This is a genomic window from Desulfotomaculum sp. OF05-3 (assembly GCF_003435535.1).
Lineage (GTDB): Bacteria > Bacillota > Clostridia > Lachnospirales > Lachnospiraceae > Pilosibacter > Pilosibacter fragilis.
Genome location: NZ_QWGO01000056.1, coordinates 1 through 12,161 on the forward strand (window position 1 = coordinate 1; position 12,161 = coordinate 12,161).

At 47.4% G+C, this 12,161-nt stretch carries 10 protein-coding genes and 2 pseudogenes; all 12 read right to left on the reverse strand.

All coding sequences use genetic code 11. The annotated features are described in order from the left end of the window. A pseudogene (locus DXA87_RS16815) lies at positions 1–1,858 on the reverse strand (recombinase family protein). A 54-nt stretch (positions 1,859–1,912) separates the two neighbouring features. After that, a complete protein-coding gene (locus DXA87_RS16820; RefSeq protein ID WP_001820669.1) occupies positions 1,913–2,104 on the reverse strand; it encodes a hypothetical protein in 192 nt (63 codons plus the stop codon). A 71-nt stretch (positions 2,105–2,175) separates the two neighbouring features. Then, positions 2,176–2,406: a PC4/YdbC family ssDNA-binding protein gene (locus tag DXA87_RS16825; RefSeq protein ID WP_001206986.1), complete on the reverse strand. Its 231-nt coding sequence runs from the start codon at positions 2,404–2,406 to the stop codon at positions 2,176–2,178. Between the two features lie 45 nt (positions 2,407–2,451). Further along, complete coding sequence (locus DXA87_RS16830) at positions 2,452–3,306, reverse strand: ParB/RepB/Spo0J family partition protein (protein ID WP_000743700.1); 855 nt, start codon at positions 3,304–3,306, stop codon at positions 2,452–2,454. Between the two features lie 8 nt (positions 3,307–3,314). After that, positions 3,315–4,280: a MobV family relaxase gene (mobV, locus tag DXA87_RS16835; RefSeq protein WP_001820668.1), complete on the reverse strand. Its 966-nt coding sequence runs from the start codon at positions 4,278–4,280 to the stop codon at positions 3,315–3,317. Positions 4,281–4,804: 524 nt separating this feature from the next. Continuing rightward, a complete protein-coding gene (locus DXA87_RS16840) occupies positions 4,805–5,830 on the reverse strand; it encodes an AAA family ATPase (RefSeq protein WP_001170964.1) in 1,026 nt (341 codons plus the stop codon). Between the two features lie 154 nt (positions 5,831–5,984). Continuing rightward, positions 5,985–6,459 (reverse strand): annotated as a pseudogene (locus DXA87_RS16845) (sigma-70 family RNA polymerase sigma factor). Between the two features lie 83 nt (positions 6,460–6,542). Next, on the reverse strand, positions 6,543–6,968 hold the full coding sequence (locus tag DXA87_RS16850) for a sigma-70 family RNA polymerase sigma factor (protein WP_000323895.1): 426 nt from the start codon (positions 6,966–6,968) through the stop codon (positions 6,543–6,545). 94 nt (positions 6,969–7,062) lie between these two features. Further along, on the reverse strand, positions 7,063–7,572 hold the full coding sequence (locus DXA87_RS16855) for a sigma-70 family RNA polymerase sigma factor (protein WP_105116765.1): 510 nt from the start codon (positions 7,570–7,572) through the stop codon (positions 7,063–7,065). A 599-nt stretch (positions 7,573–8,171) separates the two neighbouring features. Further along, entirely contained in the window at positions 8,172–9,392 is a 1,221-nt protein-coding gene (gene tet(40), locus DXA87_RS16865) for a tetracycline efflux MFS transporter Tet(40) (RefSeq protein WP_109215034.1), read from the reverse strand. Positions 9,393–9,442: 50 nt separating this feature from the next. Next, a complete protein-coding gene (tet(O), locus tag DXA87_RS16870; RefSeq protein ID WP_117477955.1) occupies positions 9,443–11,362 on the reverse strand; it encodes a tetracycline resistance ribosomal protection protein Tet(O) in 1,920 nt (639 codons plus the stop codon). Positions 11,363–11,728: 366 nt separating this feature from the next. Continuing rightward, positions 11,729–12,103, reverse strand: a complete 375-nt coding sequence (locus DXA87_RS16875; protein ID WP_001129922.1) for a TnpV protein — start codon at positions 12,101–12,103, stop codon at positions 11,729–11,731. Positions 12,104–12,161 lie beyond the last annotated feature (58 nt).

The window sequence follows — 12,161 nt, forward strand, 5'->3', positions numbered from 1 at the left end:
TCAGTCGGTCATTTTTTGCGGACAGTTCAATACATGCCTGTCTGTTTCGCTCCCTGCTCCTGCGTTTGCTCTCGTTTGATTTCTCCCTCTGTATCTTCTTGGCACAAGCAGGACAATACTTCGATATGCCAGAGCGGGGAACATATTCAACACCGCACACCGTACAATTCTTAGGCTTTAACGCAGTCCACCGCTTTGTCGGTGTGATATGTAATTCACCGACAAAGCCGATGAATTTATAATAAATCTTGATTTCCTGCCGCACCATTCCGTCTGTAAGTTTCTCACGTTCCGAAACAAGTATCTTGTCTATAAGTGCGTTTATGATGGTTGCGTCCAGTTCCTTAATGCCTTGATAGTTGCGGATTAGGGAGAGGAAATCACGGACACCCTGCGTCTTCTCATAGCTGTCGCTGAGCGTTTCCGTTACCTCTTTCAGCCTTGCTTCAATTTCAAGCTGTTCTTTCTGGTATTTTCCCGACATCATCTCAAAATTCCGCTCGGTAATACGCTCCATCACCTTATCTTCATAGAGTGAGGAAAACAGCCTGTCCAGTTCTGCAAGGCGTTTGTTCAGTTTTCTTTGCTCCTTTTCCAGTGCCTTTGCCTTGCTCTGGTCTGTTTCCGTGAGCCGCTTTTCAATCGCCCTCACTGCCTTTTCATCATTGACTGCCATATCCGCAAATCGGTTGATGTCGGTGAGGACAGCGTTGAACAAGTCCCTCGCTTCAATGCTGTGTGCGGTACACATGATATTACCGTATCTGCCATAATTATTGCAGGAATATTGTACGCAGTCGATGATGTCGGGGCGTTTCCTCCTGTTGGCACTCATAGCCCGCATCGCATAGCCGCAGTCCGCACACTTAATAACGCCTGCAAAGATGTTCTCAAAGCCGCCCTTGTTTTCTGGTAATCTGCGGCTTGTAATAAGCTGCTGTACGGTATCAAATTCCTCCTGCGTGACTATCCCCTCATGGGTGTCTGGTATCACTTCCCATTCTTCGGGCAGCTTAGAGGGGCGTTTCTTGCTTTTCATGTTGGCGGCAATCCGCTTGTAGCCTGCAAGGTTTCCCGCATATATCGGGCTTCTTAAAATGCCCCTTACGCTGTTCTCGCTCCAAATATAACGGTTCTCCTCATTCTCCTCAAAATACCTCTCATAGCCTGTTGCCCCCTGCTCCGCCGCATAAGCGGCGGGGCGTAAGATATGCTGTTTGTTGATGTGCTTGCGGATTTTGGCGATTCCGTTGCCCGCTAACGCAAGGTCAAATATTTCCCTTACCACATGGGCAACTTTGTCATCTATCAGCAGATGGTTGTGGTCGGCGGGGTCTTTGACGTAACCGTATGGTGCTGTCGTCCCCATGAATTTCCCCTGCTGAAACCTCGCTCGGTACGCCGATTTTATCTTGACCGACACATCGGCGGAATACATTTCGTTTAGGATGTTGCGGAAAGGCGTGATGTCCATAGCGGATTTATTGAGCGTGTCCACGCCGTCATTGACCGCTATATACCTCACATTATGCTCTGGGAAAAACACTTCCAGATACAGTCCGCAATCAAGATAGTTCCTCCCCAGACGAGATAAATCTTTCGTGATAACGCAGTTTATCAGACCGCTTTCAATGTCCTTAATCATGTTCTGGAAACTTGGTCTTTGGAAATTTGTACCAGAGTAACCGTCGTCCACATACGTTTTTGCTAAGTGCCATCCCTGCTTTTTCACATAATCCGTGAGGATGGATTTCTGTGTCGCAATGCTCGCACTCTCGTTATCCGTGCCATCGTCTTTTGACAAGCGGCAGTACATGCCGACTTCATAAATCTTGTTCTCCATTCTTATTCCTGCCATACTGTAAAACCTCCATATCTGTCCTATCTGTTTTCATGTTCCATTGCGTACATTCTAAGCGGACAGCCCCTCATTGTCGAAGGTGTCGCCCTCGGCAATCTTCTTCCGAATATCCTCGGAAATAATCGGGACAAACGCTTCTGTAACGGTCTGTGTGCCGACATATTCACGGCTGATTATCATCTGCACTGGTGCTTTTGGCACGATACGCTTTCTCTTTTTATCTGCTTTCTTATCCTCGCCCATACTTAAATCTTCCTTTCCAGACAGGGCAGGGAAGAGTTTGGAAATGTCCCCGCCCTGCCAATCAGATACCATTAATCCTCGCTGTTTAATTCTTTCTGTAATGCTTTAAGGAGTGCCGCCGCTTCATCAGCGTTCAGCGTGATTCCCTTGCCGCACTTTTCACGGTTCGGGGAAAAGCTGCGGATGTCATACTTCGGCTCTTTCCCATTCCATGAAATGAGATTGATTTCCTTTGTGTAGCCACTGTCGCCCGTAGACAATACTGCGATTTCCTTTACGATTTCATACTGGATTTCTCTCATTCTCCATACCTCAACTCTCTGTATTTACTTCCCGAAAAAAGAAGATTAGCGGCTGTCACGGTTGCGTTTCCTCTGCAACTCACGCTCCAAAAGTTTGATGATGGTTTCCTCCATCTGCTTCGGCGTTGTGTTCTTCGGAAAGTATTTTTTCAGCTTGCTTGTGTTGATTTTCAAGGTTTCTTTCTGGTTGCCCTTTTCCTCCGTCATAATCGCAAATATCGTATCCATGTCAAGCCGCCCGCTCTGGCTTAACTGTTTCATCCGCTGTGCCTGTGAGAGTGAGGGCGTTGCTTCTTCGCTCTCCATCGTGGCAAAGAGGTTTTCCTGCTCGTCTTTCTTCAAGAAGGACAGTTCCACCGCAGGCGTGAGGGCGATTTTCCCCTCGTCCACCATCTGCAAAATCGGCGGTATCAGTTCCGTCAGGCGGATAAAACGCTGCACGGTCATCCTGCCCACGCCGAAGCCCTGTGCCACCTTGTCGTCCGTCCGCAACTTCGTCACAACTTGTGACGAGGTTAAGTCTGTGCGGAAACCCTGCCGCTTCATGGCTTCGGATTTCATCTTGTAAGCAAACGCCCGCTCCGATGGCAGGATATTCTCACGCTGCAAATTGCTGTCTACAAGGGTGATGATGGCTCGGTCACGGTCTAAGGGCAGGACAAACGCAGGCACGGTATTTATCCCTGCAAGTTCAGAAGCACGGACACGCCGCTGTCCTGCAATCACTTCATAACCGTCCCCGTCCTCTTTCGGGCGTGTGATTATCGGCGTGACAATGCCAAATTCCTTGATGCTTTCCGCTAACTCTGACAGTGTTTCATCTTCTGCCACATGAAACGGATTGTCGGGGAACGGGTACAAGTCTTTGGTCTTTAACACCTTAAAATCCTGTTTCTTCATTCACATATCTACCTTTCTTTCGCTCTGCTTCTATGATTTTTCTGCAATTCTTCCAACACTTCGGGCGGTATTTTTGACAGCAGCCGCCCCATCTGCTCGTTGGTTCTCTGCAATTCAAATATCTTCTGATTCGCTTTCTGCACCTTTAGTTCCTGCTCGTACTTTTCATCACGCATACGCCCCGCATAGTCTGATTCCTGCCCAATTCTCTCTTTCAAACTGTCGATATACGCCTGCTGTTTCCCGATTTCCTTAGAGAATTTCTCCACGTCTGGCAGCCATGCAGAGAGTAAATCTAACGCTTTATCCCTTTTCTTCCCTGCGTTAAAGGCGTTGATGTCGGATAGGGCAGACACGATTTCTTCATACTGTTTATCAAGCCTGCCGCCTAATTTATAGAGCCATGTGGGGACGTGTTTCCGCTTGGTTTCCATTGAGGACTGCCCCCGTTCAAGCTGATTCCACCGTGAGGACATCCGCTCATGGTAGGCGGTCTGCCACTCGGATAATGATTTCTGGTTGCCTAAGATAGCTTTCGCTGACAGCTTATTGTCTGGCGTAATCGGCACAAAGCAGAGGTGCATATGGGGCGTTCTCTCGTCCATATGGACGACAGCGGAGAGGATATTCTGCTTTCCAACACGCTCCGAAATGAAGTCAAGAGCCGTCTGGAAATACGCTTTTTGTTCTTCGGGCGGTAACTGGTTCATAAATTCTGGTGAAGCTGTGATGAGCGTTTCCACCATCATCACGCTGTCTTTCCTTGTCCTGCACCCCGCTTCGGCTACCATGCGGTTAATCTCTTTCTTGTAGGTGTACTTTGGTGGTGCTATGAGATGGTAATTGTTTTTAGAGCGTTCCATATCTATATCTGGGTTGCTTTTGTAGGCTTCTTTCTTCCGCTCGTTGTGGCGTTCACAAGCCGCAACGCCGCCCGCTTTTCGTTTCTGGAAACGCAGGATTGCATAAGGCATAGGCGGATTCCTCCTTTCTTTCGGCGGGTGACCGTCCTTTGGGGTGACAGCGGTGACGGTGGTGACAGCAGTTTTGGGATACCCCCTGCCGACTGCCGCAACTGTCACCCTCACCCCCTGCATGACGGTCATGTCGATGATGACGGTGTTTTTGGGATACCCCCCTCGCAAGAGCCGTCACCGTCATGCCGCCATTCTTTTATCCGAAGCCGTAAGGCGTAGGATAGCAGGGCACAGCCCTGCCTTAAGGGAGTCCAGAGGGAACGTCTGGCACACGACTTTGCAGGGCAAAGTGTAGTGTGTTACACCCTGTAAACGCAGTCGGAAAAATCGGAATGATTTTTCTGACCGCAGGGGTGGTTTTACACGACCGAAAAGGGCGAGTAAATCTCACGCCTGCATTTTGCGTTTACGGGGTGTTCTCCCGTAGGGATGACAGCGGCAGGGTATCCTAAAATCACTGTCACCACCGTCACTGCTGTCACCCGCAGGGCAGAGCCGCCAGCTTTACATGGCTTTAAGCGTCAATGACAGTAACAGGGGGGTATCCTAATATCGCTGTCACCACCATCACCGCTGTCACCCGCCCTCCTTGCAAGGGCAATCCGCCTGCCGTCTTTCCTGCGGCTGTACTGGTAGCAGATACGGTTCTCGCTTAAAAATGTGGTGCGGTATTCATTCAGCCATTTCGTAATCACCGTGGGTATGGTTTCCGTTTCCCCCATAGCGGCTAACAGTTCCGTTGCCGTGCCTATCCATTCTTCCTTATCCCTCATAAAATCCACCAACCGAAAAAGGACATCTGGTATCGTTTCTTTCGCAAGCTGCTCCTGCGTTTTCCGCTCCACAAGCTCCCAACGGCAATCACGGAAACGCAGCGTGTATTCCTGATAAGGCGTGTCCCTGCCCGTCACATACAGCTTGGCGGTGTCAGACGCACGTTTCTCCTTTTCCAGAACAAAGGTAGCGTCCGCACTCCCCGTTAATCCTGTCGTCCCAGACACCTTGTTGAACACGTCGCTGTCATTCTGCTTTCGGATGTGGTGTACGACAATGACCGCCAGAGAGTGCCTGTCGGCAAAGTCTTTGATGAGGGAGATGTCCCCATAGTCGCTTGCATAGGCATTGTCTTTTGAAGCTGTACGGACTTTCTGCAAGGTATCAATGACAATGAGCCTGCTGTCTGGGTAATCTTTCAGATAATCTTCAAGCTGCACGATAAGACCGTCTGACAGCTTGCAGCTTGCCACGGCAAAGTGGAGCCGCCCGCTTGCTTCGTCCGTCAAACGAAATAACCTGTCCTGTATGCGGCAGAACGTGTCCTCAAGGCAGAGGTAAAGCACATCGCCCTCCATTGTCGGCATATCCCATAAAGGGATTCCCTGCGACACGCATAAGCATAGCTTCAGCATGAGCCAGCTTTTGCCTATCTTCTGTGAGCCGCAGAACAGCGATAAGCCTGTCGGGATAAGGCTGTCCACCACAAAGGATGGTTTCTCAAGCGGTTCATAAAGGAGCGTTTCGGCGTTGACTGTCTGTAACTTCTGCATGGCTTTCCTCCTTTCGGGCGGTGTCTTTGTTTTCGTTGCACATAGGCGTTGACCTCCTTAAAAATAGATTTACTCCCACGGAAAAAAGTGAGAGTATGTAATGCCGCCAATCCCACACAAATAAAAAACAGATTTCTTTTTCGGGCGGTGTCGGTCACGGTTGGAGATATTTCTTCAATTTCCGCCTTTACTTTCTCCTTTGCAATCGCAACAGATTTCTGTATTGCCGAAGCGGTGCAATGCTCCATAGCGGCGATTTGGTAAAAATTGAACTCATACTCGTAGTAGAGCAGGAAACGCCGCCTTTGTATCTCTGGAAGGCTCCCAACCGCCTTATAGAGCGTTTCATTCCGTTCTTCCTCAACCATGCGTTCATCAAGGCTCTTAGGCACACGCAACGCCCGTCTGTAAAGGGTTTCGTCCCATACCTCGTTAAACTCCCTGTGCCGCTCGTCCCATTAGAAAAGATTCCTGTTCCTGCGCTCCATCTGCCGAAACTCCATAAAGAACTGTTCCGACACTTCCAACTCGTGGGATTTGCCCTGCCCGTCCTTAAAGCTGATAAAATACCTTGTGCCGCTTTCCGTGGATTCCTCCCGAAGCGTGTATGCCTTAACCCTGTATGCCATCCTGTTGTCCTCCTGCAAAAAATGAGTGAGGGGATTTCCATCCCTCACCCAGTAGCCCGCAGGATGGCAGGCTGTTTTAGAAGCTATAAAATTTTCCGCAGCTTCTTCCGCAGATGGTCTAACCTCGCATAGATGGCACCAGTCGTCAAATGCACAAGCGGGGCAATCTCCTTTGTGGAATACCCCTGCATTTTCAGCAGGACGATTTTCAAGGTACGCCCGTCCACCGTGACTAATACTTGATAGAGATTTTCGCTCTCAATCTCTTCCAGTAACTCCGCAACCGTACCCACTTCCGCCTGCCGCTCCCTGCCTGCCATGTCCTCAAGATATTCCGCAACGTCATTCGTCCATCGGTAAAACCGCCTGTTGGAATTGAAGTCTGCCCTGTCCGCCATGCGTATCTGCTCAATGGTCGCTTCATCAACGCCGCACTCACGCAGCAGCTTTTCCTCCGCTTCTTTCCAGATACGCCATTTCCTGTCCTCCCGTCCGTGGTTGTATGCCATTCTTACTTCCTCCAATCAGAATTGATTGAGAGGGCAGAGAAAAGCCCCCTCATCTTCCCAAAGGAAAAAACAAGGGGGCTGAACGCCTTAAATTTTAATTTTCTATTATCTTTCTTAGTTTTATTAGGATTCTGGCTTTGCGTTTGTTTACAACGCTCTGGGTTATGCCCAACCTCGCCCCGACTTCACGCTCGGAAAGTCCGTCAAAAAAGATTGCCTGTATCAGCTCCTGTTCACTATCCGACAGCAAAGGCAGGGCGGCTTTCAGCCTGTCCACCATGACCGCATTGACAACGGTTTCTGCAATGTCCACCGCTTCATCAGTGATAAAGTCCAGAGGATTCCCCTCGCTGTCCGTAAATCCGTCGAGAGATAGCAGTCTATTCTTTGTATCTAATTTTTGCAGATAACGCCACCGTTCCTTGTCACGGTAGAAGTCTGTGTATTGCTCCCTCACGACTTCAAGCAGACAGCCTTGAATGGGGATAAACAGCTTGTCCATATAGGTCTGGTCGGATTCCCTGCAACGGCAGAACTCCGTGTAGGATAATTCCACATAGCCGCCACTTTCTCTGATATATACCTTTCTTGGTGCATATTTCACCATAAATACCTCCCATCTGAATTTTTGAAATGTAAAAAATCCAGATGGAGAGGCGGAGAACGACACCGCATATCAGAAACAGCCCTACGGCACTTTCCAACAAAAATCGACAAAAGAAAAACCGCAAAGGCTCTGTGACCTTTACGGTTATAGGAAATAGTAATTCTATTGTATGGAGATTGTACTTCTACTTTCAAGGTGAGAAGTACCGTTGCACTGGCAGAAATTTTTTTAACTGGTTTCCTGCCGTTCTCTGATATGCTATGTATTGATAAATTTTGCTTCGTATGAGCAGATAGATAACTGCCCGAAAAAAGGACATAAAAAAATCCCTCCAAATTTAAAAACAAATTCAGAGGGTAATTTAGGGTATAACAAAATAACCCACCCGAATATCGTTTTTTTTATTTGGTGAGTTTGTTCTTTCAAATACGAAACAAATGCTCATGTACGGTAAAGTATCACAAGAAAATTATGTCGAATTGACAGCCGCCTCCGCTATACCGAATAAGGAAATAAAGAGTCCTCAAATTTTGCGCTACTAAATGAAGACGAGCGGAAGTAATCTCCCGCTCGTCAGTAAACTTAACTATGCCATATCAATCCCGCTTCTTTCCCGCCACCGGCACTAAGAACAGCGCGGGCAACAGCAGGAAAGCGGTACAGACCAGCCCCCAGGGTATGGACACCTGCTGGGCTACCAGCCCCACAATAGGCCCGCCGATGATCTGCCCGAAAGAGTCCAGCTGTCCGCTGGTGGAAAAGACTGTGGCGCGCATTTTCTCATCCACTTGGTCGTTCATCCAGGCGGCCAGCACAGGCTCCTTGATGGTGCGCATAAGCCCCGCCAGCAGGAACACCAACAACATGAACCAAAAGCTCCGCCCCACCGCGAAGAGAACCAGGAACAGGATATACCCGGCGCTGGTGGACATGACCACACTGGTTCGGCTGACAGTCCCTTTTTTCTCCATGCGGGCGATGAGCAACTGAGAAGCCAGAATACCTAAGCCGTTGCCGATAAGACTGATAACACCGAACCAAGTGACGCTGTTCAGCGGCCCGATAACGGGTATTACCGTGTCATCCAGAAAATGAGCGGTGGAGAGCCGGTCAAAGCCTTCACTGGCAAGTCCCCCGCATAGTGTGATTGCTAAGAGCGCCAGCAACACAGGTGCGCCTTTCACAAAGCCCAGGTTGAGCTTGAACAGGCAGACAAAGTCTTTAAGCAAGCCCTGCCGTTCCTCAATAGCAGGGGAGAAGTTGGTTTCTGGCATGATGCGAACCATCACCAGCCCCAACAACAAGCACAAACTGCCCCCCAAGATGAGAGGCATTTGCAGGTTTATGTTTCCCAGCAGTGTGCCCAGCACCACGCCCAGAACGCCGCCGATTTGCCCCATTTGACTGCCCCGCAGGAACACCTTGTCTATGGGTTTGTCCTCTTCCTCCGAGGCAATCCACGCCTCCAGAGCGCCGGTGATGAAGGTATCACCGCAACCCCAGACAACCTGGGCCAGCAGAACCGGCGCGAACCACGGTAGCGCACCCTCCATCAGAAAGCCCAGGCCGTAGAGGAACATTCCAATCAGCACCGAGCGCCGACGGCTATACAAATCCGCCACCACACCGGTGGGCATCTCGAACAGAAAGCAGGAGGTCTCCTGAACCGTCCCTACCAGGACAAGCTGGAAAGCATCCAGCTGCACCACCTCCAGGTGGTACACGATGGAAAGCACTGTGGACATAGAAACCGCCAGGGAACAGACAAATCGGAACAGCAGGTAGACAGAATATGCCTTTGAATTTTTAGCAAACATGAAGTTACATTCTCCTTTCAAATCTCATTTTATATGACTTTTGCAAGCTGTTAAGCTAACTTGTGGAACATATGCCGAACCTTATCTATACGGCTATTCGGGCGGCGGGGTTGGCAAATAAATTTACCAATAGCTGGCTGGTATCCTTTTAACTCTGTCAAGCAGACTCCCTGCCCATTTGTGAAATAAGTTAAATCGTTCCTGTATTCTTGAATACATCTAGCAGGGATTTCTCCTTTCAGAATGACCTCGTCATTCTTTATCTGAGTACTTACAATATCTGCACAATACCTTGGAGCATCATGATACGCCCGTGAGAGATATTCCTGCGGTGCATAAATTTCAAAGTGGAGATATGGCTCTAATAGTTCTGTCCCTGCTTTTTTTAAAGCCTGCTCCAATACGATAGGGGAAAGCAGCCGAAAGTCTGCGGGGGTACTTACAGGACTATAATACAATCCATATTCAAAACAGATTTTACAGTCTGTCACTTTCCATCCATACAGCCCCTGCTCGCAGCCATAAAGAACCCCCTCCATAACCGCATTTTGGAACGATTGATTTAAATATCCAAGTGAAACTCTGCTTTCATACTGCACTCCGCTTCCAATAGGGAGCGGCTCTATGGACAACCCGACAGAAGCCCAGAAAGGATTTGGCGGGACTTCTATGTGGATGGTATATTCTGCTTTTCTAAGCGGTCTTTCCATATATATAACAGTAGGCTCTTTTATTTCTGCCTCCACATGATATTTTTCCTCAAGGATGGCACAAATGACTTCCATCTGCACATTCCCCAAAAAAGAAAGTATAATCTCATGCGTTGTAGTATCCACATAATATTTTAAAAGAGGGTCGCCATCTGAAATTTCTGTAAGTGCCCCAAGCAATATTTCCCGCTGTTCAGGTTTCTTTACTGCAATCGTTGTTTGGAGCATAGGGAGAGGATTTTCAATAAATTTTCTCTGCGGCAACAGCATTTCGTTCCCCAAAATACTGTTTAGCTGCAAAACATCATTTGGTAAAATTACAATATCACCAGAGCAGGCTGTATCGGATGGATATAATTCACCGTTTGTCGGAACACACATCTCTGTGATTTTTATTTTCTCTTTTTCAGATATTCTAATAACATCCCTCAAATGCAATGTTCCGCTATATATACGCACATAAACAAAACGCCGCCTTTTCTCTGAATATTCAATCTTAAAAACCTGCCCGCATAATTCAGATTGACCTTCAGGCGTTGATGAATAAAATTTACTGGCAATCACTTCTATAAGCTGCCGAATCCCCAGATTGTTTTTAGCGCTTCCGTGATAAACGGGAAATAACGTTCCGTTTTGGAATCTCCTGTTTTCTTCCTGTTCCAGTTCTGACATTTTAAACGGTTTCCCTGACATATATTTCTCTAATAGTTCATCGTTTCCCATAATTACCGCATCCCACTGTTCCATATCGTCATTGTCCGTTACATTTATATGGGGATGCTGCCCAACCTTTTGCTTCACTATAATTTCCGAAGAAAGCTTTGCTTTCATTTCCCGATATACCATTGGCAAATCAATCCCCTCTTGGTCAATTTTATTGATGAAAAAGATTGTCGGAATCTTCATTGTCTGTAGTGCATGAAACAGTATACGGGTCTGTGCCTGTATGCCATCCTTTGCAGAAACTAATAATACTGCTCCGTCTAAAACGGATAAAGAACGGTATACTTCCGCCAAAAAATCCATATGGCCTGGCGTATCTATAATGTTGACTTTTACATCCTCCCACTGAAAAGATGTCACTGCTGTCTGGATAGTGATTCCCCTTTGACGCTCCAAATTCATTGTATCTGTCCTTGTTGTGCCTTCATCTACGCTCCCTAGTTCTGCAATTGCACCACTGGTATATAATAAACTTTCCGTTAATGTTGTCTTTCCTGCGTCAACGTGAGCCAGAATGCCTAAGTTAATTATTTTCATGTGATTTTCCTCCTATCAACACCCAAAAAAGGGCATAAAAATACCCAGTGATAAATACTCCTATCACTGGGTAAATAACTCCAATAGCCCCAAAACACTTATATGTTTTCGGGCATATAAAATTACATGATAAAAGTATTCTTAAACTGGGTACAAAAAACTAAGCCCCATATTAAAAGTGAAACGGGACTGCTACTTTTTGTTCCCACTATCAAATTGACAGTTTATTTAAGAATACCTTGCCGCATATTTATTAACTCCTTGTATAAAACTGAATCTAATTATATTCCTTAACCCTTTATTTGTCAAGCTGACAAACTAAAGCAGAAAAAGCGGCAGGATTTCCCCCTGCCACTAATCATCTGTTTATGCAAAAATAATTTCCTTTTCCACAATCTCCCTCGCACAAGCCCTTATGTTATTGAGGCATCCTGTCCATTCTAAGGCGTTTTCTGCCTTTAGCTGTTCCGTTATGCCCTGTGCCTGTTTCATACCCTCTATGAGCCTTTCAAAGCGTTCCTGTGCCTGTCTGTTGATGTCGGCAAGGTAGGCGTTTAGCCTGCCGCTTGTAAGAAGATTGGTGTATGTAACTTTACGGTACTGTTTTAGATAATCTAAATGCCGTTGCCCCCAGATGCCTATTGCCTGTTCTTCTTCGGCGGGTACAGTTAAGCACGGTATCAAATAATCCCCTTGCCTTTCGTATTTGCCGCCCAGTTCCTCAAATAATGATTTTGCCATTGTCTGTTACCTCCACATTCTTTTTTATTTTGAATGTCCGCAAAATCCGTCCTACATC